The sequence below is a fragment of the Enterococcus sp. AZ128 genome (genome assembly GCF_051714485.1).
Taxonomy (GTDB): Bacteria; Bacillota; Bacilli; order Lactobacillales; family Enterococcaceae; genus Enterococcus_A.
This window is the reverse complement of record NZ_JBIORZ010000002.1, coordinates 1,122,641-1,145,234: the sequence shown is the minus strand read 5'-3', so window position 1 is coordinate 1,145,234 and position 22,594 is coordinate 1,122,641. Positions and strand designations below refer to the sequence as shown.

25 protein-coding genes and 2 riboswitches are annotated in these 22,594 nt (G+C 40.3%); of the genes, 13 read left to right on the top strand and 12 right to left on the bottom strand.

What is annotated here, in order from left to right; all coding sequences use genetic code 11:
* Positions 1 to 212 precede the first annotated feature (212 nt).
* Positions 213 to 1,319: a glycosyltransferase family 1 protein gene (locus tag IGI38_RS17275; RefSeq protein ID WP_438732850.1), complete on the bottom strand. Its 1,107-nt coding sequence runs from the start codon at positions 1,317 to 1,319 to the stop codon at positions 213 to 215.
* A gap of 438 nt (positions 1,320 to 1,757) precedes the next feature.
* On the opposite strand from IGI38_RS17275, the gene IGI38_RS17270 reads away from it, so the two are divergent.
* From IGI38_RS17270 to IGI38_RS17260, 3 genes are all read left to right on the top strand, one after another.
* A complete protein-coding gene (locus tag IGI38_RS17270) occupies positions 1,758 to 2,027 on the top strand; it encodes a hypothetical protein (RefSeq protein WP_438732849.1) in 270 nt (89 codons plus the stop codon).
* A 37-nt stretch (positions 2,028 to 2,064) separates the two neighbouring features.
* Positions 2,065 to 2,985 carry a DNA/RNA non-specific endonuclease gene (locus IGI38_RS17265; RefSeq protein ID WP_438732847.1) on the top strand — a complete coding sequence of 307 codons (921 nt, stop codon included), beginning with the start codon at positions 2,065 to 2,067 and terminating at the stop codon, positions 2,983 to 2,985.
* A gap of 120 nt (positions 2,986 to 3,105) precedes the next feature.
* The gene (locus IGI38_RS17260) at positions 3,106 to 4,152 is read left to right on the top strand and encodes an LPXTG cell wall anchor domain-containing protein (protein ID WP_438732845.1); all 1,047 of its coding nucleotides are present in this window, start codon (positions 3,106 to 3,108) and stop codon (positions 4,150 to 4,152) included.
* Positions 4,153 to 4,196: 44 nt separating this feature from the next.
* On the opposite strand, the gene fsa is transcribed toward IGI38_RS17260, so the two are convergent.
* Positions 4,197 to 4,844, bottom strand: coding sequence for a fructose-6-phosphate aldolase (gene fsa / locus IGI38_RS17255; RefSeq protein WP_438732843.1), 648 nt, complete (start codon positions 4,842 to 4,844; stop codon positions 4,197 to 4,199).
* Between the two features lie 241 nt (positions 4,845 to 5,085).
* Here fsa and IGI38_RS17250 point away from each other — a divergent pair, with 241 nt between their 5' ends.
* The gene (locus tag IGI38_RS17250) at positions 5,086 to 5,457 is read left to right on the top strand and encodes a YxeA family protein (RefSeq protein WP_438732841.1); all 372 of its coding nucleotides are present in this window, start codon (positions 5,086 to 5,088) and stop codon (positions 5,455 to 5,457) included.
* 60 nt (positions 5,458 to 5,517) lie between these two features.
* Here the strand turns inward: IGI38_RS17250 and IGI38_RS17245 are convergent, their stop codons facing one another.
* Together IGI38_RS17245 and IGI38_RS17240 are read right to left on the bottom strand one after the other, a co-directional pair.
* Positions 5,518 to 5,943, bottom strand: a complete 426-nt coding sequence (locus IGI38_RS17245) for a universal stress protein (protein WP_438732839.1) — start codon at positions 5,941 to 5,943, stop codon at positions 5,518 to 5,520.
* On the bottom strand, positions 5,933 to 7,531 hold the full coding sequence (locus IGI38_RS17240) for an Nramp family divalent metal transporter (protein WP_438733398.1): 1,599 nt from the start codon (positions 7,529 to 7,531) through the stop codon (positions 5,933 to 5,935). Before IGI38_RS17240 ends, IGI38_RS17245 begins: the two co-directional genes overlap by 11 nt.
* 423 nt (positions 7,532 to 7,954) lie before the next feature.
* Positions 7,955 to 8,123, top strand: a riboswitch (M-box (ykoK) riboswitch).
* Positions 8,124 to 8,204: 81 nt separating this feature from the next.
* On the opposite strand from IGI38_RS17240, the gene IGI38_RS17235 reads away from it, so the two are divergent.
* Complete coding sequence (locus IGI38_RS17235; protein WP_438732837.1) at positions 8,205 to 9,329, top strand: LCP family protein; 1,125 nt, start codon at positions 8,205 to 8,207, stop codon at positions 9,327 to 9,329.
* Positions 9,330 to 9,440: 111 nt separating this feature from the next.
* On the opposite strand, the gene IGI38_RS17230 is transcribed toward IGI38_RS17235, so the two are convergent.
* Entirely contained in the window at positions 9,441 to 10,343 is a 903-nt protein-coding gene (locus IGI38_RS17230; RefSeq protein WP_438732835.1) for a LysR family transcriptional regulator, read from the bottom strand.
* Positions 10,344 to 10,647: 304 nt separating this feature from the next.
* Positions 10,648 to 10,817: riboswitch (M-box (ykoK) riboswitch) on the top strand.
* A 181-nt stretch (positions 10,818 to 10,998) separates the two neighbouring features.
* Between IGI38_RS17230 and IGI38_RS17225 the strand changes: the two genes are divergently transcribed.
* Positions 10,999 to 12,636 (top strand): ABC transporter permease subunit, encoded by a 1,638-nt coding sequence (locus IGI38_RS17225; RefSeq protein ID WP_438733397.1) that lies wholly within the window; start codon positions 10,999 to 11,001, stop codon positions 12,634 to 12,636.
* Between the two features lie 89 nt (positions 12,637 to 12,725).
* On the top strand, positions 12,726 to 13,505 hold the full coding sequence (locus IGI38_RS17220; protein WP_438732833.1) for an ABC transporter ATP-binding protein: 780 nt from the start codon (positions 12,726 to 12,728) through the stop codon (positions 13,503 to 13,505).
* A 134-nt stretch (positions 13,506 to 13,639) separates the two neighbouring features.
* On the opposite strand, the gene IGI38_RS17215 is transcribed toward IGI38_RS17220, so the two are convergent.
* The 5 genes from IGI38_RS17215 to IGI38_RS17195 all read right to left on the bottom strand — a co-directional run bounded on the left by IGI38_RS17215 (position 13,640) and on the right by IGI38_RS17195 (position 18,637).
* Positions 13,640 to 16,210, bottom strand: coding sequence for an ABC transporter permease (locus tag IGI38_RS17215; protein ID WP_438732831.1), 2,571 nt, complete (start codon positions 16,208 to 16,210; stop codon positions 13,640 to 13,642).
* Positions 16,207 to 16,893 (bottom strand): ABC transporter ATP-binding protein, encoded by a 687-nt coding sequence (locus IGI38_RS17210; RefSeq protein ID WP_438732829.1) that lies wholly within the window; start codon positions 16,891 to 16,893, stop codon positions 16,207 to 16,209. The genes IGI38_RS17215 and IGI38_RS17210 overlap by 4 nt, the downstream gene beginning before the upstream one ends.
* An 82-nt stretch (positions 16,894 to 16,975) precedes the next feature.
* On the bottom strand, positions 16,976 to 17,965 hold the full coding sequence (locus IGI38_RS17205; protein WP_438732827.1) for a sensor histidine kinase: 990 nt from the start codon (positions 17,963 to 17,965) through the stop codon (positions 16,976 to 16,978).
* Entirely contained in the window at positions 17,958 to 18,158 is a 201-nt protein-coding gene (locus IGI38_RS17200) for a winged helix-turn-helix domain-containing protein (RefSeq protein ID WP_438732825.1), read from the bottom strand. The genes IGI38_RS17205 and IGI38_RS17200 overlap by 8 nt, the downstream gene beginning before the upstream one ends.
* A 23-nt stretch (positions 18,159 to 18,181) precedes the next feature.
* Positions 18,182 to 18,637, bottom strand: a complete 456-nt coding sequence (locus tag IGI38_RS17195; RefSeq protein ID WP_438732823.1) for a response regulator transcription factor — start codon at positions 18,635 to 18,637, stop codon at positions 18,182 to 18,184.
* Positions 18,638 to 18,771: 134 nt separating this feature from the next.
* On the opposite strand from IGI38_RS17195, the gene IGI38_RS17190 reads away from it, so the two are divergent.
* The 4 genes from IGI38_RS17190 to IGI38_RS17175 all read left to right on the top strand — a co-directional run bounded on the left by IGI38_RS17190 (position 18,772) and on the right by IGI38_RS17175 (position 20,278).
* Complete coding sequence (locus IGI38_RS17190) at positions 18,772 to 19,137, top strand: DUF6713 family protein (protein ID WP_438732821.1); 366 nt, start codon at positions 18,772 to 18,774, stop codon at positions 19,135 to 19,137.
* Positions 19,138 to 19,218: 81 nt separating this feature from the next.
* A complete protein-coding gene (locus tag IGI38_RS17185) occupies positions 19,219 to 19,533 on the top strand; it encodes a PadR family transcriptional regulator (protein ID WP_438732819.1) in 315 nt (104 codons plus the stop codon).
* Positions 19,530 to 20,114, top strand: coding sequence for a DUF1700 domain-containing protein (locus tag IGI38_RS17180; protein ID WP_438732817.1), 585 nt, complete (start codon positions 19,530 to 19,532; stop codon positions 20,112 to 20,114). Before IGI38_RS17185 ends, IGI38_RS17180 begins: the two co-directional genes overlap by 4 nt.
* Positions 20,111 to 20,278 (top strand): hypothetical protein, encoded by a 168-nt coding sequence (locus IGI38_RS17175; RefSeq protein ID WP_438732815.1) that lies wholly within the window; start codon positions 20,111 to 20,113, stop codon positions 20,276 to 20,278. Before IGI38_RS17180 ends, IGI38_RS17175 begins: the two co-directional genes overlap by 4 nt.
* A gap of 39 nt (positions 20,279 to 20,317) precedes the next feature.
* Here the strand turns inward: IGI38_RS17175 and IGI38_RS17170 are convergent, their stop codons facing one another.
* Positions 20,318 to 20,713: an FMN-binding protein gene (locus IGI38_RS17170; RefSeq protein ID WP_438732813.1), complete on the bottom strand. Its 396-nt coding sequence runs from the start codon at positions 20,711 to 20,713 to the stop codon at positions 20,318 to 20,320.
* A 15-nt stretch (positions 20,714 to 20,728) separates the two neighbouring features.
* Complete coding sequence (locus tag IGI38_RS17165) at positions 20,729 to 21,154, bottom strand: MerR family transcriptional regulator (protein ID WP_438732811.1); 426 nt, start codon at positions 21,152 to 21,154, stop codon at positions 20,729 to 20,731.
* A gap of 140 nt (positions 21,155 to 21,294) precedes the next feature.
* On the opposite strand from IGI38_RS17165, the gene IGI38_RS17160 reads away from it, so the two are divergent.
* Together IGI38_RS17160 and IGI38_RS17155 are read left to right on the top strand one after the other, a co-directional pair.
* Positions 21,295 to 21,834 carry a GNAT family N-acetyltransferase gene (locus tag IGI38_RS17160; RefSeq protein WP_438732809.1) on the top strand — a complete coding sequence of 180 codons (540 nt, stop codon included), beginning with the start codon at positions 21,295 to 21,297 and terminating at the stop codon, positions 21,832 to 21,834.
* 64 nt (positions 21,835 to 21,898) lie between these two features.
* Entirely contained in the window at positions 21,899 to 22,531 is a 633-nt protein-coding gene (locus tag IGI38_RS17155; protein ID WP_438732807.1) for a pentapeptide repeat-containing protein, read from the top strand.
* Positions 22,532 to 22,594: the final 63 nt, after the last annotated feature.

Below are 22,594 nucleotides of genomic sequence, written 5' to 3'. Positions count from 1 at the left end.
AAAAACAGGGCTATGAGAGTGTTTCTTGTACGTTTTATTCGTTTAACTTCTGATTGCATAGTTGAAAGTAGGAGATTACGCAACTGAACGCCAAATAACCATCCGCCATTTAAAAAATAGTGCATGATAAATGAGTTTCCCCCACAACAAATAACCCTTCATACTCAGGAAGTTTTTTTACAAAATGACGTCCTCAGGTCCGCGCAAATAGCCTATTTCCGTTTATTTTTCCGCTTATTCTTTGCATTCTTTTTTCTGGACGCTTTCTTCCCTTCGGGTATCTGCCTCAACAATCCTTCTCGGCGCTCCCGCTCCAGTTGTCCCGCACTTTTTGGCTTTTTATATTCTTTAAAACTGGGATTTCCGGTTGTGGAAAGAGCCATTGGTCTTGGTTCAGAGGCCTTTTTAGTTGGTGCTTTTGGTGCTTCTTTTACTTCTTCTTTTATTGCAGAAATAGTACCTTCGCTGATTGGTTCGGCTGCTTGTGGTGTTACGACGGAACTTTCAGTACACTCCTTTTCCTTTGGAGCTTCAGATTTAAGCGCATTCATTCGTGTATCGGTCAGAATCATCCCTTCTGGTAATAACAATTTCACTAATTTCAGTTTTTCATCTTCCGTCATCGTGCTGAAGTCAACGCCGGATACCGCTTCGGTTTTTGGTTGAACTGGAGTGCGTGGTTCGGTCTCCTCCACGATCTCCCCTTTTTTGACTTTAGGATGGCGTGTGCAGTTTTGGATATCAGAGTTTTCTAGTTTAACAAAGCGGCGAATGCCGTCCTTCTCGAAGATCGTTAAGGAACTCAGCAGCTCTAAAACCGCGTCGATTTTCATTCCTGACGAATGAAGATCCGCATCCCGCAAGCTCCAGGTGTGAATTTTCCCTACCGCGTCCTCAAAGGTCGACATTAGCTTATATTGCTGGCCATCGGTTTCTTCTACCGGCGTTGTTTCGGTGAATAAATACTTCTTGCAATCACTCAAACGATTATTGAAGCGGTGATATTCGTTTTTATTCTTATATAAACGACGAAAAACCTGTTCCCATTCTTTTCCACCTTGAAAAGAATCACGGAACAAGGGACAAAGTTTACGCAGCACATCTGACGGCTCCGCAAAAAGGAAGATTTCCTTCACCAATTCACTGCAGAAATCAGAAAAATCACTGATGCATAACGAGTGCCGGATCAGCACTGCCACAATATATTGGATAACAGAATCCGCATCTGAGGAATCTGCGTATACCTTCGATATTCGACGTTCAAGATTTTCTTTTCCCATAGTAAATAGAGTGATTTGTGACACTGGTTTTGTTGGCATAAGTGTTCTCTCCTTTTAATTTATGAATTCTTATCTTCCTTCGATTATTACCTTCGCTTCTTTATTATATAACAATGACAGCGTTTCAAATTGGTCAAGCTTTTTAATTTTTTTAAAGGATTTGAATTCTTTTTATAGGCTTCTATCAATAATAAGATACGCAAAAAAAGTCTCTTAGATCTCAGCAAAGAGTTCTAAGAGACTTTTCATGTCATTTTTAAACAATATACTTTTCTTCTTTAAAATTGATTTCCTAAAAGCGACGTCTTTCAACGAAAGGTATCACTTTTGAAATGAACTGTTCTAGTTAAACTTCAAGCCAATAAATGATTCTTTTAATTTTTTCCTGTTTTTAATATAAGCGATTTCGTTATCAGAGCATTAATTGCTTAAAAATGCTAAAATTGGATTATAGATTTTATTAAAGGATGTGATTTTTTGGAAGAATATCGCGGCTTATTAGAAAAAACGATTTTACTGCAAGAAAAGCCGATCATGATGTCTTTATTGATTATGAGCGATGGGGAGAATAAAACCGAAGTCTTGATCAAAGACCGTTATCTCTCTGGTTACGTTTTTCGCTTGCCGGAAAACAAATATATGATCCATATTGAAGGTCGTCGCAATAAGCGCAACCAGTTAGTTGCGAAACATTTTGAGATCATGAATCCTGATGAATACATCAAGATCATCGGTGCGCCAGAATAACCCGGCCTGAGATACCAATAGAATAGGAGCAAATCCCTTGTCAAAGAAAACTAAGCTAGTTGCTGCGATCGTGATTGCGGCAGCTAGTTTCGCTGTGTACAGCGTAAAAGATCATTTTCAAGAATCAACGAAATCTACACCTGCTGCATCGCAATCTCAAGTCGTCTCTGCTCAGCAGGACTTAGCTGAACTTGAGTACGAAGGCACCCAAACAATCGAGATTAATCAAAATAATCCGACGTTTTCCAAAGAGACACTCTCCACCACAAAGGGGCCTTGGGAAAATTATGGCGATCTAGATCATCTAAATCGTGCAACCAGTGCCGAAGCTTTATTAAACAAAAAATTGATGCCCACTGAAAAACGTGGAGAAATCTCCAGTGTTACTCCCACCGGCTGGCATAGCAAAAAAATTAATGGCCAATATTTATATAATCGCTCCCATCTGATCGGTTATCAATTAAGCGGAGAAAACGCCAACTGGAAAAATTTGATCACTGGTACTCGACAATTAAACAGTCCCGAAATGCTGCGTTTTGAGATGGATGTCAAATACTACTTAGAAAAAAGCCCTAAGAATTATGTTCGCTATTCCGTCGTTCCGGTTTTTCGTAACGATGAATTGTTAGCTCGGGGTGTTCATATGATGGCTCAATCGATCGGCAGTGATGACATTCATTTCAACGTATACATCTTCAATGTGCAAAATGGTGTAACCTTGAATTATGCAGATGGGACTAGCACGATTGGAACTAGCAAGCAGGATACTACTGCTTCTTCGACGGCTTCGCCAAATGAAGAATATGTCGACAGTAACGGTAAAGGATTGATCAAAGGCTCAAAAAGCGGTATCTATCACCTGCCTGGCAGTAAATATTATGATAAAACCACCAATCCAAAAGCTTGGTTCAAAACAATCAATGAAGCAAAAAAAGCTGGATATCGACCAGCAAAATAATTTCTTAGCGTAAAAATCAACGATCAGATGAATAAATATAAAAAAATTTCAACTTTCTCTTTACAGATATATTTCTTATGTTACACTAGTGTTACAGAAAGATTAAGGAGTGATTTTTTGATGAAAAAGATTTTATTAACATGCGCGCTATTATTTTTATTTCCCCTGAGTGCGAACGCTGAGACTGAGACTGTAAATACCTCGGAAGATTCTACAGCAGCAACAGAACAAACGACAGAGACAACTTCAGACAACCAAAGTGATAGTAGTACGACAGATGAATCCAGCACCACTGCAACAACTGAAGATTCAACTGCATCCACTACCTCTTCAAGTGAACTAGAAAATGTTGAAGTAAAAGATATTGAGAAAGCCAAAGAAAAAACCATCAAGAAGGTTGAAAAAGAAACTGGTGTTAAGCAAACAAGTGAAGAGGTCACAACTGATAATGATCCTGAACAAATACGCAAAACCTTGAAAGAAAGCGATCTAAGTTCAATCATGTCGCAAAAAGAGATAGATAGTTATACGGATCAACAATTATTAAACGCCATGAAATTAACAAATCGAATGGGCAGTGATATTTGGGGCCTTGATGTTGGTGGTTATGCAAGAATTTTACAAGCCTTGTATAAAGACAAAAGTCTTTCTTGGGACAAAATTGAAAATATCTTAAATTTTGATCCCAACAGATATGGCAATGCGATTGAAATGATCGACGATGTCGATAGCTTGCAAGCCTATTTAAATGCTCTATATCCTAGTGATAGTTCATTTATGGCGGTTCGCAATATGAGCCGTGAAGAATTGATTAATGTATTAAAATACATTTCTCCGATCCAAGAAGAAATAATCGGAACGGGCAATTCGTTCTTCCCTGGAATCATCGCTTGGATCAGCCGCTATGCTGAAGACGATGATATTCGTAACGGTGTAACACCAAGTACGACAACCAGTGAATCTGTTTCTGGCTCTACTTCAGAACAAGCCGTATCTTCTACTAATAGCGCCGAAAACAAAGCCGCTGCCAAAGAGGATACGAATGACAAAATTTTGGGTATTTTACCAAAAACCGGTGAAGAAAGAAGAACTTGGTTAACCGTCGCTGGGGTTATCATCTTAGCACTTATCGCGTTTGTCATGATTCGTCGAAACCGTAAAAAATAAAAAAATCAGTGGGCATACGTGATGGTGTGCCCACTGATTTTTTATTATTTTGCTTGAAATGCTTGCCAATCCGCTTCAAATTGAGCGATGCCGCTGGTAGTCAATGGATGGCTCCACAATTTTGGAAACAGATTGCCCGGGATCGTAGCAATATCTGATCCTGCTAAAGCCGCCTCTTCCACATGTCCTAAATGACGAACACTAGCTGCGATGATTTCCGTATCAAAATCGTAACTATCAAAAATTTCTCGTAGATCACTCACGAGTTGAATACCATCCGAAGCAATATCATCTAAACGACCTAAGAACGGACTGACGTATGTCGCCCCAGCTTTAGCGGCCATCAACCCCTGTGCCGCTGAAAAAATCAATGTCACATTGGTTTTGATCCCCTCTTTTGAAATCGTATGAACCGCCTGCAGTCCGGCTTCTGTCATAGGAATCTTGACTACGATATTCTCTGCCCATTGATTGATTTCTCTCGCCTCGCGAATCATTCCTTCACTATCTAAAGAAGTGACCTCCGCACTTACTGGTCCGGAAACCAGCCCGCAGATTTCCTTGATAATCGATTCGAAATCTTTGCCTTCCTTTGCGATGATCGTTGGATTTGTTGTTACACCATCTACCAAGCCCAATAGATTGATTCGCTTGATCTCCTCAATATTCGCCGTATCTAGAAAAAATTTCATATTTTCCTCCTATACTAGGTTGTTCCCGCTGCAACACTCTCAGTTGAATTGACTCGACATCCCAATTTTTAAAAGCGCTTTCTTTCCTATATAGAGTATACTCACTACCAATGATTACTTCAACATCCCGAACCTCATTGTGACAGTTTTGTTAGACCCAGATAGGTCCCTCGCCCGATTTTCGGTGTCGATTTTCTTGATAAGCTGAATCTATAAATGTGAAAGGACGGTCATTTGACTAATGATTAAAAAAATACTTGGAGTAATTATTGGCGTCTTTATTTTATTATTTGGAGCCATGCTCTATTCAAAAAATTCATCCAGTGAGGTGGCGGGTATTCTAGATCAGCTCAACCCTCTTGTTCCAAAAAGTGAACTCTATGTAAAAACAACGGAACCACAATCTGTTAATGAACACGGTACAGCAAGTTATCAGCAAACTGCTGCTAATAAAGATGGGAAAACTCGTAAAATTCAGTTCATCGGTATCTCCCAACTAAAAACGAATCGCTACTTAAAATTAACTGGCAAGGGAACACATGTCGAGTCTTATGAGGAAGTCCGGCGCGATCAGGTGCCTGAGAAAGCCCTAAATGAAATTGATCCGCGATAAATGAAAAATGGAAAGGTTCATTTGTCTTTAGCAACAAGTGAACCTTTCCTACTTTTCTTATTATCTAATGATGATAGTCGAAATTTTAGCATACCTGGCCATATAAGCGGCCTGACTCCCAAAAAAATCTCTTATTCTGCTTGTAGATCTCGCTCCAATTACCAGCAGATCTGGCTGATTTAAAGGAATAAACTTATTCACGATCAGCTCTCCCGGATTCCCTTCATTTACTATCGTAGTTACATGAACCACACCATGTTCAAGGGCTTCCTTTTTATATTTTTCACACCGTTCTTTTAGTTCATTCATTTCCTTTTCCCAATAGCTTCTGTCCAAAGACTGATAGACATTAATATTCTTTTCTTCTAATACGGAGACAATAATCAATTCAGCCATTTCGTGACGTGCCTCTTGAATCGCATAACGAAATGCTTTCAAAGCATCTGGACTCTCATCCACGCCGACCATTATTTTTTTAAAATTCATCTTTATTCTTCCCTTCAGCTCTAGTCGCTTTCAGTTGTTGGGCGTATCTTTTATCCCCTTTATACAGCTCAACAATGGTCCAAATCAACACTACGATAACTAAAATAATGATTACGAATGCAATATTATCCGCTAAATGAAGCTGATTCTTTGTCGGATTGTCCCCAAAAAAACCTTCGATTTGATTTGGCAGGCCCTTCATATTCAGGAAAATCAAGCCGATTACTGAGACCCATCCTAATAGCTTTATCAGCCATGAATTTTTGAACCGCTCCCCCATCTCGATCCGACTATCTGTAAACATCAGCAACGGAAGCATCGAAAATGGCAAGGCAAAGGCCAGAAAGACTTGAGAGTTATTCATTAGATTATTTATCGCGATATGTTCCTGTACCTCGCTTTTCCCACTAGTCAAAAAGACACAAATCAAAACAGGGATCACAGACAGCAGCCGAGTAACTAATCGCCGCAGCCAGATCGGAACTCTCATATGAACAAATCCCTCCATGATAATCTGTCCGGTGAGTGTGCCGGTAATGGTAGAATTTTGTCCCGAAGCCAGCAGTGCAACAGCAAAAAGAATCGATAAAATACCTGAACTAGCTACGTGAGCCAAAATTGAATTATTCATTACAGACGGATCGGACAGTGCTTTAAACAACCCGAAAAAAGATGGATCTGCTACACTGCCGGTCCTGAAAACTGCAACACCCATAATCAACAGTAATGAATTGACAAAAAAAGCCATTGTCAATTGAATATTAGAGTCCCATTTGGAAAAACGCAATGTACGTGCAATATCCTCTTGATCCTCATGATTGATTTTTCGACTTTGAACAATCGAAGAATGCAGATAAAGGTTGTGCGGCATAACTGTCGCCCCGATAATTCCCAACGCTCCTGTCAAGGGTATTTGTCCAGCGACCGAATGAGTGGTAGAAAATGCTTCTGAGCTAGGAATTAATCCCTGAAAAACAGCGTGCCATTCCGGTTTTGACAGAGCGACTTGATAGGCGAAAATGATAAAAATGACGACAATCAACGCTACAACGATCGCTTCGATCTTTCTAAATCCGATTTTAGTCAATAATAACAGCAGTAAGACATCAAAAACGGTAATGAATACGGCAAGGAACAACGGGATATGAAATAATAAGTACAGTGCGATAGCCCCTCCGATAACTTCTGCGATATCTGTCGCCATGATTGCCAACTCAGTCAAAATCCAAAGGACGATGCCCAATGATTTACTGGTTCTGGCTCGAATCGCCTGTGCCAAGTCCATTTGAGATACAATGCCTAATTTTGCGGACATGTATTGCAGCAGCATCGCAATCAGACTAGAAATGAGAATAATCGACATCAAAAGGTATTGAAAATTTTGTCCTCCAGTAATCGATGTCGACCAGTTTCCAGGGTCCATATAGCCCACAGCGACTAAAGCGCCTGGCCCAGAATAGGCAAATAATGTTTTCAAAAATCCCATATCTTTCGGAACTTCAATCGTGCCATTGATTTCCTCAAGCGACGGCCCATTTGCATATTCCACTAAATGATGCTTCTTGTGCGCCGTGTTTTTATTATTCATCTGTGAATCATTCAAGTAAATACCCTCTTTCAAAATTTATATACAGATTTTTAGGCATACCTAAAATATCGCAAGCTCCATTTTTATGCAATGGCCTGATGTAGATGTACAGAACCTGAAATAATTCGTTGATGAGTATAAACTGTTATGTGAAGCGTATATGTTCTCAAGCGATGCTTCTCAACAGATCCTAGCTTCACCTCAATTTCTAGATAGGGTAATTTCGTTATTTAAACATTGGAAATATTAATGTTATCGTTTTTTTATAAGGTAGGAATTCGCCTTTTCGATTTTATCGTAAAGCCTTTTCCCTAATTTAACAATGCTTATTCTATCTATTCTTTTTTAAATATATTATTAAGAAAAACTATCCGACTGTTTTTATTATCTGGTTCTCGTTATTATATACTCAGCTGACAGCTAGTATAACCTTGTTAGGTGAGGCTTCTATACAAACACAAGCTATTGCGCAGAAACATCGAAAGATGCCAATGTGTAAAACAGGAATTGTCGAATTAAGGCTTTTCTAAAGATAGCTAAGATTGTTCTTTACGTTGTATAGTGCCAAAACTCAGACGATGAGAGGACATTAAAGGATCGCCTTCTTGTTGTGCATAAGAAGGCGATCCTTTTTGTTGATAAAAATTTAGTAACAATGAGAGGAAGTCTTACCATGAAACGATCGCAAAAAATTATTCTGCTTAGTCTCGCCGCGATATTAATGTGCACCATCTCCGTCTCCGCCTATTTCCTATTAGTCAACCAACACTTAAGAAAAACCTTGGACAATGGCTACCATCCGATCAAAAACGAATATCAAACGACAAAAGGACGTGATACGGAATCCTTCTTAGTCATGGGACTCGACAATACTATCGAAAGAAAACTAGGAACAACTAGAACCGATGCGATGATGGTCATTACCGTCAACAACAAAACTAAAAAACTCACCTTTTGCAGCCTACCGCGAGACAGCTTTGTTCCGATCGCTGCCAAAAGCTATCATGGCAATCAACGAATCGAAGCGGCCTACACCTTTAATGGACCAACCGCTTCTGTTAATACGGTGGAAAAATTATTGAAGATCCCGATAGACCATTACTGTGTATTTAATTTTCTGTCCTTCATTAAGTTCATTGACGCAATTGACGGAATCGACATCAATGTCCAACATTCCTTTGACGGCGTTACAAAAGATGGGCCCGGATCAATCCATTTCGATGAAGGAAAACAGCATGTTGACGGTACAAAAGCACTTTCCTACGCTCGTGAACGCCATAGTGATAACGATATAATGAGGGGCTTTCGTCAACAGGAGATCATTCAATCCGTCGGCAAAAAATTAAAATCAAAGACGGCTGTTAAAAATTTGACAGGAATCATTGATTCTTTTGATAATAATATTCAAACCGATATCACAACAGACCAGCTGATAGATCTAATAAAAAACGGGTTGACTTATAACAGCTATGGGAAACAACAGCTCACCTTTGATTGGCGAACCTTCAGTAATCAAGGACGCAGTATGGTGGAACTTTATCCAGATAGCATTCAATATGTCAGTCATGAACTGCGGGTGAGCCTCGGAATTGATAAAAAGGACGACCGGGACAAGAAAACATTTGCCTTTCATACAAACGGGCAATATCTCTATCAAAGTGATTACTCCGTACAGGATCAAGAATCAGAAGACAACGAATCCACTTCCTTAAACGGCAATAGCTATATAGGAACACCCGGTAATACAGATACCGGCACCCCACCTACCGTAAAAACTAAAAACGGGTTTGTTTCTTAAATTACGCAACAGCTGATCGATAATGCAGCAATTCCAAGTCCTAATCCAGACAAAAAAATCAGCGTACAGGCCGTCCTCTAAAGACTCGCCTACGCTGATTTTTTGTATGGATTAGTCATTTCGTTCCTTTCGGATGCCGTTTCCTTTGATCTCGATTTCTTTGAAGATTCGTTTTAAATCATCCTCCACTTCTTCAATATCAAAAACATGCTGACTGTTCCTATTTTTATATAAATAATAGTCCAAACTTAATGCACTGGGCAACGCTAGAAAAACAATCGATTCACTAGACAACAATTCCTTTTCAATGGCATGAATCACAAACACCGCTTTTTTCTCATTCAACCATTTATGAATTCCTAGACTATCATGGCAATAAAGATATTCAGGGTCAATGTTAAAATAATCAGCCGTTCTTCGCGTCAATTGCTGATGACCGAGGTGATCAGTCAAAACAATAAAAGGAATTTTTTCCAGATCCTCAGCGGCTGCCTGCCTCAGTTCATTCTCTGCTAAAGATTCATTAGCGGCGAGCAATATTTTTGAGCGAATCAGAGAGGTCCGTTCAAATTGCGGGTCATCAACCACACTGCTGGTTATTACTAAATCGACTTCCTTTTGCTTCAGCTGATTCAACAATTCTAAAGGGGCGGCATTGACATAGTTGATCGTATAGCTGTCATTGCTGCACGCACACTCCCCTGCTTCAAATATCAAAACAGAATCGCTGATCCCTACTTTAAAGGACGGACGATCAATCATTTGATAAAGAGGGAATTGAATCTTTTTGGCCTCCTCTATGATTCGTTTTACAAAAGGCAGAATTTTTTCGCCTTCTTCACTCAAAACTAACTTCTTCCCATGACGTGTAAATAGATCATAGCCAAGCTCAGTCTCAAGACTTTTAAGAGCCGAGCTCAAAGAGGAGATTCCGATATACAACTCCTGCGAAGCTTTTGAGAGGCTGTTGTATTTAGCGATAATGTAGAAATACTCTAATTTCTCAATCGACATTTTTTTCACATCCCTGCTGCAAATTTTAGGTTAACCTAATCTTGCTCCTGTGACTGTCTTTTAGGCAAGTAAAAACATTAAATAACAATCATTCTTCAACGGAGGTTAACTATTATTGGATTCCTATCGCTAAATCAGGAGGAACGATTACGCATCTTAATAATCTGGAAAGCATTTCTAAAAAGAGCGAAAAGCTGCTAAAAAGCTTTATTAATAAGGCTGCTTCCCTTTCATCTATTCATTGCCGGCCTGAGTGACAATTGATTTATCACTTTTCACGAGTATGATGAGTTTGCACAATAAAATATAATCATATTAGGTGAGGTTACTCTGAAGAACACAGGTTATCGCTCGGAAATGTCGAGAGACAGTAACGAGTAAAGCAGGGATTGTCGAATTAAGGCTTTCCCAAGATAACTAGAAGATCCCTTTCTTACGTCTCAGAAAGCCAAAGCTCAATTAACGTGATTTCCTTATAGACTTGTTCATTTATTCGGCGACCTCCTTAATATGATTATTTAGGAGGTTTTTTACATTGAAAGTTTTAAACGTATCATCTAAGCAAAATGAACGGATCACAAAAATCGTCGGAAATATCACCTTCCTGTTCATTTTGGCCCTTTTTGCATTCATTCTTATCTTTTCTCTGATAAAAATGAATCGCCCGCTTCACACCTTACCCTCGGAGGAGTTCTTAGCGACAGCAAACAAGCAGAATGACTTTTTATCTGTCGCAAATCTTGGCTATTTTTCCATTCGAACGATGTTTCGAATGATTGTCGGGATGCTTTGGTCCTTCCTGTTCTCCTTTGTTTTCGGCCTTCTGGCGGTAAAGTACAAGACCGCTAGAAGGATCATCCTGCCATTGGTCAATTTTCTTGAATCCGTACCATTATTAGGGTTCTTAACGTTTACGACTGCCTGGCTGTTGGGGTTATTTCCAGAAAATGTGCTGGGTGCTGAATGTGTCGCCGTCTTTGCGGTTTTCACTGGTCAGGCGTGGAACATCATGTTGACCCTGTATCAAATCATGGAGGTTATTCCTTCTGATTTGTCTAATGTCACAGAGCAATTCAAATACAATCCCTGGGGAAAATTTTGGCGACTTGAATTTGTTTATGCCATTCCGGGATTGCTTTGGAACGTGATTATTTCTCAAACAGCGGCTTGGTTTGCTTTGGTTGCTAGTGAACAGGCATCTGTCGCTCTTCCCAAAGATACAACGCTTTTTTTACCAGGAATCGGTTCGTATATTCAAATTGCGTTGGAACGTGCTGATTTCAAGGCTTGTCTATGGGCAGTTCTAGCCTTATTGCTGAATGTAGTGATCCTGAATTTTTTGGTATTTCAGCCCTTGGTTCGGGCAACATATTACTTCAAATATGAGACAGACGTTGAAAGTACGACGCCGCCTAAATCGATCGTTTATCACCTGTTGAAAAACGCAACATTGACCAAGCAATTTTCAAAAGCTTTTGCGAGGTTCAGCAGCTTTTGGCTCTACGATTTACCTAAAATTTGGTACTTCTTCAAATTGGATCGTCTGTATCGGCTGGTCGCAAAGCTACGCAATTTTTTCAAAACCTTATGGTATGTCAGTTTGGCGCTTATCGTAATCAATTGTTCGATCAAGCTCTATCATTTCTTGCCTCATCAAGATTTCAGCATGATTCCTAGATTAACTCTCTATACCACCTTGCGGGTCACACTAGCGATGATTATCGCTGGAGTTATCTTTACACCGTTAGCGATTTGGGTAGCTAGTGATAATCGCCGTCTAAATTTTGTTCAGCCTATCGGCCAAATTTTGGGATCGATTCCCTCGAATGTTTATACGCCCTTTATCGTTCTTATTATCGGTATGGGATTTAACCAGCTGCAATGGTGGATTCTGCCGCTGATTATGGTTGGCTGTCAATGGTATTACTTCTTTAATGTAATCGCTGGTTACTTAGCAATTCCAGACGACATTCGGGACGTAACGAAGCTGTTCAAACTTTCTAAATGGCACTGGTGGATCAAATATCTGATTCCCTCTATCCTGCCTTATCTAATTACTGCGATTATCAATGCTGCCGGCGCCGCTTGGAATGCTGATATTGCTGCTGAAAGTATTCAATGGGGCAAGCGATCAATCAATGTCACAGGACTAGGACAATATATTTCAGCGAACGACGGTATAAAAGACAAATCTGCTTTAGGAACACTAGCCATGTGCTTCATGGTAGGACTATGCATTGCATTTATTTGGCAGCCCTTATACAGAGCTGCAAAGGAAAAATTTCATTATTAACATTCCCAGCATTTTATTGTTTATCAATTATTAGCATACAATCGAAAGGAGAAGTGTGATCGAATTCTTCGATTATACAAAAAGATAAAATGGAAAATACAGAATTATTAAACGTAAAAGCCGTATGTAAGGAGTTTGAGATTGAAGGTCATAGGGAGCATTTGAAGGTACTTGAAAACATTGACCTAACAGTAAAAACCAATGAATTTTTAAGCATTATCGGTCAATCTGGAACAGGAAAATCAACGCTGTTAAGAAGTATCGCCGGACTCCTTCAACCAACCAAGGGAGAAATCACTTTTGAAAATAAAACAATCACTGAACCAGATGCCAACATCAGTATGGTATTCCAACATTTCGCCCTCTTTCCTTGGCTGACTGTGGAGAAAAATATCAGCTTTGGTCTGGAAAATCGTGCAGAACTTTCTCGTGAACAAATAAAAAAAAGAGTAAGCAATCTAATCGAAATGATCGGCTTAACAGGTTTTGAGAAAGCTTACCCTAGAGAACTCTCCGGCGGAATGAAACAACGTGTTGGCTTTGCTCGGGCCTTAGCGATTGAACCCAGTTTATTGCTATTAGATGAACCCTTCTCAGCGCTAGACATCATTACAGCTAGCCAATTATCCAATGATTTACTAGAAATCTGGTTGAACAATCAAATTGCAACCAAATCAATCGTCATGATCACTCATGATGTCCAACAAGCCGTTCAACTCTCCGATCGTGTCGTCTTAATGGATTCCAACCCTGGGCGTGTAGCAAAAATTTATCAAATCGATATTCCAAGAAATGAACGCTCACCTAAAACAATTATTAATATCGTCGATCGAATTACGAAAGAAATGATTCAACGAATGCGTTCATAAAATGAAGAGGCTGTGACAGAAATAGTCAGATTCAAGAAATTTCGGCTTATTTCCGTAGAAGCTACCTCTGGAGCACCAGTTAATCGTAAAAATGAGCTGTGACAAGACTTTTGTCACAGCTCACTTACGTTAAATCAGGCCAAATCATCGCGCAAGGCTTCAATGATATTTTCTTTCTTGATCTTTCCCACTGCATAAAGCATGGTGATCGATACGATCAAAAATACACCCAGCACACTGATCAAGAGACTGACCCAAGGAAAATGATAGGCGATCTCCGCACCGCCCTTTATCATTCCTACGTAGATCAACCACGAAATGAGCCCGGCTGTTGGGATACCTATCAGCAGCGAACGCGAACCATAAAAGATGCATTCAAAGACCATCATTTTATTAAAATCTCTATTTGTCATCCCAACGGAGCGCAGCATCGCAAGCTCCCGCCGTCGAAGTTTGATATTGGTAGAGATTGTATTAAAGACATTCGCAATCGCGATCAAAGAGATCATCGCCACAAATACATAACTGAAGATATTCACTACGAAGATCGTATTCCGATTTTGATCAAATATCTCATGGACGTTGTACAGTTCATAGGGAACCGTAACGCCCTCCTTTTGAATAATTTTCTTTATTTCTGCTGTCGAACGCCCAGCATTTTTCGATAGAAACGTTAACCCTAGATCTTGATCGATCCCAACTGGTGCAAATTTTGCCTTCATTTGATAAGGTGCGACGAGCATAAAAACATAGGATTGATTTTCTATAACTTGGCGAGGTAAGGTATCCAGCGGAAATGTATCAACGAATTTGACTGGAATCCTTAGCTGCTGATTTGAAGAGGCGTGCCCTGAGATTTTTGGAATCATAACTAGGTTCATCGTATCTTTCGCAAAGAGATCGATCAATTCATTTTTCCCTTCCGATTTTTCGATTCGCTCTTTTGCGACAGCAAGTATTTTCCCATTTTCCCCAGTATACTCTTTAACCGGCAAATCCAGGCTTTGGATAAATTTCAAATACTCTGTGTCCTCGATGAATTGGATATCTAACTTCAAATTTGTCTTTTGAGCTGGTTCACTATTTTTCAAAGCAAGATACCGCGAGGAAAAGGTTCTGTTTTCCACTTGGCTGGTATATTGCAGCATCGCTTGATACGAACTGTTGGTAATCCCCTCTACCTTTTGAAATTTCTCATACAGACGAAAAAGCTCGCTTTCTTGCATTTCCGAGCTAGAAAATACAATGTCGTAATCCGAGTCCACCACCATCTGTTTAGCCGACCGCTGCAAGCTGTCCCCAAATGCTTGCGCCGAAACGAAAAGAACGACACTAAACGCCAACGATAAAATGATCGTTCGATAACGTTTCCTGTTGCGCTTAAAATTTTTCAGCGCCAACAGACCTTCCAAACCATAGATACGTTCTGAAAATTTGGTCGTTTTAATCTCCTTTGCAGAAATCTTTACTTCATTGGATTGGCGAATGCTTTCCATAACTGGCGTATTCGCCGCTTTTCTTGCAGGTAGGTAAGCAGAAATCAAAATCGTGATCAAACTAATCAAGGCTGCCGTTAATATTACCGGAGTTGATACGGACAGGACTAATGGAACATTCGCGTATAAAACGTTACGAAAGTTTTTAGCCACAAGTCCGATAACGATCTTTATACTGCCAAGTCCAAAAATCACCCCAAGAGGAATTCCGATTGCTCCGATACAAAGACCTTCAAATAAAACAGAATTTCGCAGCTGTTTTGGTGTCGCACCCACGGATGAAAGAATACCGAATTGACGAGTCCGTTCATTTAGGGAAATCGTAAACGAATTGTAGATCAGAAAAATCGAGCCCAGCATGATCAATGCCACCAAGATTGTACCAATTGAATACAATAATAAATTGAACATTTTATCATTTGAAGCTCCTGTAAACCGCAGGACTTCATCATTAAGCCGATATTCCTGATTTTTTATCGCGCTTTTGGCATAAGCACTCGCTTTTCGCGGATTTTTAAGCGTAACAAAAACACTGAGATTTTTTGACTTCTCAGCTTTATCCGCAATAGTAATCAACGTATACCCCGGAGCACTCTGTTCTTCAAATCCCAGCCGTTCACAGATACCAACGATTTTATACTTTTTTTCACTGGTGACTGTTAGCTTTTCTTGATTTTTCTTCGTTCCATCATACGCGATGTGCTGGTTAAGACGATTGTTTCCTTTCAAGCGTTCACCAACAGCTAATGACAGTGTCTCGCCGACAGCATATTTCACTCCGCCATTAGCCGCGATGTGAGCAGGAATGACTACTTCCTGACTATTTTTCGGTAATCTGCCGGAAATCATTTTTATCGGTAAGGTTTCGAAGGTTCGTTGATTAAAACCTGCGACAAATAGATACGGTTTATTGGGATTTTTCCCGCCTTCAAGTTTTCCATAACCGATATCCTCAAACGTTGTCGCCTTTAAGACAGCCTTATTCTGTTCCTGTTTCTTGGCAAATTTGGCAGTTGTATCCAGAGTTTCCACATGCCAATCCCCATACTTTTGCGCAGCACCTGCCACCATATACTGTTGAAGCGAGATAGCAAACGTAGCGACGGCGGTGATCATCGCACTCGACAAGAGCACACCAATGATCGTTACAACTGTGCGCGTGCGGTTTTTCCTCATATTTTGCAATGTGACTTTATTGAAGATGTTCATGAGCGCAACATCCTCTCATCACGCGTCACACAACCATCAGAAATACCAATGATTCGATCCGCTTGCAGCGCGATCTCCTCGTCATGGGTCACGACGATCAATGTTTGCCCATATTTTCGATTGCTTAGTTTTAACAGATTGATAATTTCATGGCCATTTTTACTGTCTAAACTTCCCGTTGGTTCATCTGCCAATAAAACTGCAGGAGCATTCATCAAGGCCCGCCCAACGGAAACCCGTTGTTGTTGTCCGCCAGATAGTTGATTCGGCAAATGATCCTTTCGTTGGCCCAACCCTAAGAGCGCCAATAATTCATTAAGTCGTTCCTGATTGACCCTTCGTTTATCCATCAAAACCGGTAAGGTAATATTTTCCACGACATTCAATGTAGGAATCAGGTTATGAAACTGATAGATCAACCCAACTTGACGTCGGCGAAAAATCGCAAGTTTCTCATTGTTCTGGGCATACACATCCTGACCATCTAAAAATACTTTTCCGCTAGTAGGAATATCGACTCCGCCAATCATATGCAGCAGTGTTGATTTTCCCGATCCAGACGCACCGATAATCGCCGTAAATTCGCCTTTTTCAATCGTCAAGGACACATCGTTCAGCGCAACGACCTTATTTTCTCCTTTTCCATATACTTTGCTGAGGTGTTCGATTCGTAACAGCTCCATTATATGAGCCCCCTTTCTCATGGTTCACCTATATAATAGAAGCTTCACCTTTCAACTCGGTGACTTCTAAGTGAGAGATCCGTCACTTTGGAAAACGAATGATAAACAGCGCGCCGCCAGCTGGATGATTTTTCGCGACGATCGTTCCACCCTGACGCTTAATGATCGACTGACTGAGAGACATGCCAATACCAAAACCGGTTTTACTGCCGCTCTCTCCACGAAAAAAACGGTCAAATAAATGATGCAGATCCGCTGTTTCAAATCCTTTACCATTGTCTTGAATCGTGATCTCCGTAAATAAAGGATTGTCATTTCCGTTAATAACGATTTCGCCCTGTTCACCAATACTTTCGATGCAGTTTTTCAAAATATTTTGAATGGCCTCTGACAGCCAAACAACGTCGCCTTGGATCGTAATAGCCGATGAGACATTGTTCTCAATCTGGATTTCATGCAAATCCAACGTCGCCAAAAAAGGGCGCAAAGAATCATCGACCATTTCAGCGAGAGGAATCGATTCATTTTGAAATTCTACAACATCCGCATCCAAACGTGACAATTTCAACAAAGCTGTAATTAAGCTATCCATTCGTAAAAGCAAAGCTTCGATCTCACGCAAATTCATTTTTCGCTCTTTTTCATCCGTACTTTCGGCAGTTAAAGACAACAGAAGATTGATCGAAGTCAGTGGCGTACGCAGTTGGTGGGCAATATCTGCTAACGAATCCGCCAAATGTTCCTTTTCCTTCTTCAGATTCCTATTTTGTTCGCGAATCCGCAACGTCATTTTAGCAATCTCGCTTTGTAGAATCGACAACTCTCCTTCATCCAGTTCTTCGATAAATAAATGATCCTCATTGTGCAAGACCAGATCAATTTGATTCGCCATTTCAGCAATCTGTTTATATCGTGACTGCGTAAATAACAAAAAGAGTACACCAAAAATAAGTGCTGATCCCAAGACAAGCACGCCAGTACTACTGCTCTGACAAAATCCAATGACAGTCAGAACGAACGAGATTAAGAGAAACACTATGATGAACCTGCGAAATTCTCGATTTCTAAACATTGCTGCCTCCTAAGCGATAGCCCATTCCACGAACCGTCAGAATTATCTCAGGCTTAGCCGAGGTTTCCTCGATTTTCTCCCGTAGTCGTTTGATGTAAACAGTCAAGGTATTATCGTTCACAAATTCCCCTGCCGCATCCCATAGCTCATCCAATAATCGTTCTCGTGTAAGGATACTTTTGGGGTTATTCACAAAAACCAGCAGCAAACGATATTCTAAAGCTGACAGAAAAACTTCGCTGCCATTTTTTTGACGATACCGCTAGTGCTGTCGACGGATAACCCATTAATTTCAAAGACTGCTGATACCTGTCCGCTTTTTCGCAGCGCATTTTTGATACGTGCCAACAACTCCCGCGGTCGAAAAGGCTTCGTGATATAATCATCTGCCCCCATATTCAAACCGGTGACGACACTTGATTCATCCGCCGAAGCAGTCAAAAAAAGAACTGGAATTGCTTGTTCCGCTTTGATTTCTGTGCAGACCGCAAACCCATTGCCATCGGGTAATGAAATATCGACTAAAGCTAAATCAAACTCATTTTCAGCTAATAACTGCGAGACAACGCTCTTATTCGCAGCATGTGTCACGAAGAATCCTTCTGTTTGAAGCAGGAGCATCAAATTTTTAGCGATTGCTTGATCATCTTCTACCAAGAATATATGTGTCATCGGATAGACTCCTTCATTATTTTTACTTTTTATTTATTCTACCATCAAACGAACAATTCCGACGGTTCTCTTTTAAATCGCGGTCTCATGCTCTAGAATTAAAGAGAATGATAGTTCTAAAAAAAGGAGAAAATATGACCATTTTTCTAAACGTCCTATTTGCGATCGAGCTCGCATTACTGCTAACCCATGAAATGGATGCTGTGCGCCATAAAGAATGGCAAATGTTTATTGGTTTGAAGGATTTGCCCGAAGGAACGGCATATTGGCTTTTTACTTTGCCACATATTATTTTGTATACCTTGATAATTGTTTTTCTTCTATTGAATCATCCAATCATTTTATTAATAGTAGACATTTTTCTTATCTGCCATTTATTTGTTCACCATCATTTTCGGAATCATCCCAACAATCAGGTCACCAACTTCTGGTCCAAGCTGATTATTCATTCGGCTGGAATTATCGCGGGGGTGCATTTAGTTTTACACAGTATTCATTGATTTTTTCGAAAATACGCCTTAAGTCCTATAGTCCCTCTATACTATGTAATGTATAGTATAACGTATAGAGAGGTGTTGTTGATGGATAGTCAATTGAAAAAAGGTTTGATTGAGTATTGTGTTTTGGCCTCATTAGTGGAGATCGATTCCTATGGCTATCAAATCGTCAAAGAGATCCATCCCCATCTTGAGATTACTGAATCGACGCTGTACCCAATCTTGAAAAGACTAGAGACCAATAAAAAAGTCTCCACTTATTCCAAGGTCCATAATGGACGCTTGCGAAAGTATTACCATTTAACCGATTTAGGAGTTGCCAGTATTCAGAAATTTTTACAAGAATGGAACGATGTAGAAGCAGTTCACTATTACATTAAAAGGAGTGTTGAAGAATGAATCGAGTGGAATTTATTAAGGAACTAAGCAATTATTTAGCTTACGAAGTCAGACCTAGCGAGGTCCATCGCTTGATTGAATATTATGATGAAATGATCTTGGATTTGATGGAAGATGGGTACTCTGAGCGAGCCGCCGTCAAAAAATTAGGCGATCCAAAACAGCTGGCGTATGAAGCTGCGGGTATTCCTACCGAAGTAAAAGTCCCTCGTCGGTTTAATTGGTTATGGATTACCATGCTGATCCTTGGTTTCCCTTTATGGGGCAGCTTAGCACTTGCAGCCTTTCTAGTACTTTTAAGTATTGATATCGTGATCTGGTGTATTCCATTTACGGGAGCCTGCTTGGCTGGCGGAACGATTATCGGCGGAGTCGCAGCAGCCTTCACAAGCCCATTTGTTCTATTCGATTCATTCTTTATGGGTGTTACTCAGCTTGGTGCTGGAATGTTTCTTTTCGGATTCGGCTTACTATGCATGTGGTTAACCTATAAATTCAGCGCAGTCTTCATGAATATGCATCGTAATTTAATGCGCATCATTCGTCGTAACATTTTCCAACGAAAGGTGGTTCAAGTATGAGATCAAAACATTTAATACCCAAACTTGCTACTTACTTAATTGGTGCCGGAGTCATCCTGATGATGCTGGGTTATGCACTGTCCGGTTTTTCTCCAGAGCGCTATGCTCAACATAATGATGACCGTCATTGGTACAATGTAGTAGGCTTTTATATCGATGATTAACAGAAAGAATCCTCTTCGCTTATACGAAAAGGATTCTTTTTATTCCTTATTCAACGCTTTTTCAACTGCTTTTTGAATCACTTTACTCGAATTGGTCGCGCCAGACACCGCATCAACAGTCACCTTTTGCTCTGTCAGCATCTTGTCAGGAATACTATCAGCCTTTTTCCCGCGATCATTATAATGTTCCAGCATTTTAATTGATTGAAAACGATGGTCCTTCACGATCACTTTTACTTTGGCGCGAATAAAATCAACATCATGTTGGCCCACATACTCGCCATCCTCGATTTGAGTCAAGTCTGGTTCAACAACGTGAATCATCTGAACTGCCTTTTTATAATCAAGGAACCTTTTATAATACACCAAGCCGAATCCGGCCAACAGAATGACTGCGACTAATCCAATCAGCAAAAACATTTTTCCCTTCTTCATAGGTATCCCCTTCCATCATTCAGTTTTTAGTTGCTTAAAAATCGCCTCAACATTTTGGTTGAGCTCTGCTTGATTTAATTTATAAAGTTCATGATTTTCAAAAAGCGGCATGATATCCTCTACAACTTCAATAATCTGATGAAGCAAACTTAACCGCTCCTTCATTTCCTTCAAATTGCGATGCAATACCTCATTTGCCTTATCATTGCAATCCTGGCCTTCTGGTTCCCCATATAGCGAAGTCAATAGCCTAATATCCTCCAATGAAAATCCGCCATATTTTAATACGACTAAATTCTTTACGATCAATAAATCATTCTGATCATAAAAACGATAGCCATTTTCCAAGCGCTTCGATGGCAAAATGCCTTTCTTGTCATAATAGCGCAGTGAAACCGCTGAAACGCCGGTCATTTTCGAAAACTCCTTGATCGTCCACATCCCGTTCCCTCCTTTTTTTCATCCTAACATTCAAGTTCAGGTGAAGGTCAAGCCTATTCAGCAGAATAAATCACAGATCTTTTCCAATATTCGGCTTAAACATGCTAAACTGGCAAAAAGAACCCTCAAGGAGGACGCCTATGGCAACGATTCAACTCATCAAACCTACAAAAGAACACAAAGCAGCGATGCTGGACTATCTGCAGGAGCATCGTTCACTTGGCGAGCACGAGCTTCATGGTGCTTCCCTACTTGAAAAAATGGAAAGTTATGATGCTTGGCTGCAGCATTTATCGGATCTATCTGACGAATCAACCGTAGGAGAAAATTGGGTCCAGGCCAGTACCTTTCTTGCTGTGGAGGAAAATAATCAGCGAGTAGTTGGAATTCTTGATGTTCGTCATTATCTGAATGAGGTGCTGCTAAATTATGGCGGACATATTGGCTATGGGGTGCGCCCATCCGAGCGTCGCAAAGGGTATGCTTCACAGATTCTTTACTTAGCATTGGATTATTGTAAGACACTTAACTTAGAGAAAGTAATGGTCGCTTGCGAAAAAAGCAACCTCGCATCGGCGAAAACCATTCAGAAAAATGGTGGGTTTCTAACGAGGGAATTCATCCATAGCGACGGAAAAGCAGTCCAAATTTATTGGATCACTTTGACAAATAAGAATTAGTCTTCCAGTCCTTCAGATGCTAAACTAATAGTGAGAGAAACGTAGAGAAAGGACACGATTTTAAATGACGGCCACACTAAAAAATCATGATTACTCATTTCGAAAGCTGCAACAAGCAAACTTTCATGATATGACCTTTGAACATGTAGATTTTTCTAATGCTGATTTGACCGGAGCAAATCTAAGCAACTGTTTATGTATCGACTGTGATTTTTCGGGGGCGCTTTTAAGGGATGCCGCTTTGCAAGGAACGGATTTCCAAGACTGCAGCTTACGGGAAGCGGATATTTCGGGCGCGAATTTATTTTTCGCGATGTTGGAGCACGCGAACTTGACCGATATCATCCACGATGACCGGACTACGTTTTTTGACCTTTATTGCCCTGCTGAAGGGCCGTTTATCGGCTACAAGAAATGCTTTGATTACCGTATCGTTCAATTACTGATCCCAGCAGATGCTCGCAGAACTTCTGCGACAAATACCTGCTGCCGTTGTGATAAGGCCAAAGTTTTGACCATCAAGGATATGTATACGAATGAGCCTTACAACGAAGCAGTCTCTTATGTCGATGGCGACTTTATTTATCGCGTCGGCGAATATGTGGTGGCGGAAAACTTCAACCCCAATCGCTGGGCAGATTCCACTGGAGGGATTCATTTTTGGCTGACTCGTAAAGAAGCTGAGGGGTACATGTAAAAAACCGCTCTCCTGATGAACGGCGCGGCTTGGATAGTTATCAAAACTAGTATATTGAAAATC

Coding starts and splice junctions, on each gene's coding strand:
- IGI38_RS17275 (WP_438732850.1), bottom strand. CDS start 1,319: ATGCCAACAAAACCAGTGTCACAAATCACTCTATTTACTATGGGAAAA.
- IGI38_RS17260 (WP_438732845.1), top strand. CDS start 3,106: ATGAAAAAGATTTTATTAACATGCGCGCTATTATTTTTATTTCCCCTG.
- fsa (WP_438732843.1), bottom strand. CDS start 4,844: ATGAAATTTTTTCTAGATACGGCGAATATTGAGGAGATCAAGCGAATC.
- IGI38_RS17250 (WP_438732841.1), top strand. CDS start 5,086: ATGATTAAAAAAATACTTGGAGTAATTATTGGCGTCTTTATTTTATTA.
- IGI38_RS17245 (WP_438732839.1), bottom strand. CDS start 5,943: ATGAATTTTAAAAAAATAATGGTCGGCGTGGATGAGAGTCCAGATGCT.
- IGI38_RS17240 (WP_438733398.1), bottom strand. CDS start 7,531: ATGAATAATAAAAACACGGCGCACAAGAAGCATCATTTAGTGGAATAT.
- IGI38_RS17235 (WP_438732837.1), top strand. CDS start 8,205: ATGAAACGATCGCAAAAAATTATTCTGCTTAGTCTCGCCGCGATATTA.
- IGI38_RS17230 (WP_438732835.1), bottom strand. CDS start 10,343: ATGTCGATTGAGAAATTAGAGTATTTCTACATTATCGCTAAATACAAC.
- IGI38_RS17225 (WP_438733397.1), top strand. CDS start 10,999: ATGAATCGCCCGCTTCACACCTTACCCTCGGAGGAGTTCTTAGCGACA.
- IGI38_RS17220 (WP_438732833.1), top strand. CDS start 12,726: ATGGAAAATACAGAATTATTAAACGTAAAAGCCGTATGTAAGGAGTTT.
- IGI38_RS17215 (WP_438732831.1), bottom strand. CDS start 16,210: ATGAACATCTTCAATAAAGTCACATTGCAAAATATGAGGAAAAACCGC.
- IGI38_RS17210 (WP_438732829.1), bottom strand. CDS start 16,893: ATGGAGCTGTTACGAATCGAACACCTCAGCAAAGTATATGGAAAAGGA.
- IGI38_RS17205 (WP_438732827.1), bottom strand. CDS start 17,965: ATGTTTAGAAATCGAGAATTTCGCAGGTTCATCATAGTGTTTCTCTTA.
- IGI38_RS17195 (WP_438732823.1), bottom strand. CDS start 18,637: ATGACACATATATTCTTGGTAGAAGATGATCAAGCAATCGCTAAAAAT.
- IGI38_RS17190 (WP_438732821.1), top strand. CDS start 18,772: ATGACCATTTTTCTAAACGTCCTATTTGCGATCGAGCTCGCATTACTG.
- IGI38_RS17185 (WP_438732819.1), top strand. CDS start 19,219: ATGGATAGTCAATTGAAAAAAGGTTTGATTGAGTATTGTGTTTTGGCC.
- IGI38_RS17180 (WP_438732817.1), top strand. CDS start 19,530: ATGAATCGAGTGGAATTTATTAAGGAACTAAGCAATTATTTAGCTTAC.
- IGI38_RS17175 (WP_438732815.1), top strand. CDS start 20,111: ATGAGATCAAAACATTTAATACCCAAACTTGCTACTTACTTAATTGGT.
- IGI38_RS17170 (WP_438732813.1), bottom strand. CDS start 20,713: ATGAAGAAGGGAAAAATGTTTTTGCTGATTGGATTAGTCGCAGTCATT.
- IGI38_RS17165 (WP_438732811.1), bottom strand. CDS start 21,154: ATGTGGACGATCAAGGAGTTTTCGAAAATGACCGGCGTTTCAGCGGTT.
- IGI38_RS17160 (WP_438732809.1), top strand. CDS start 21,295: ATGGCAACGATTCAACTCATCAAACCTACAAAAGAACACAAAGCAGCG.
- IGI38_RS17155 (WP_438732807.1), top strand. CDS start 21,899: ATGACGGCCACACTAAAAAATCATGATTACTCATTTCGAAAGCTGCAA.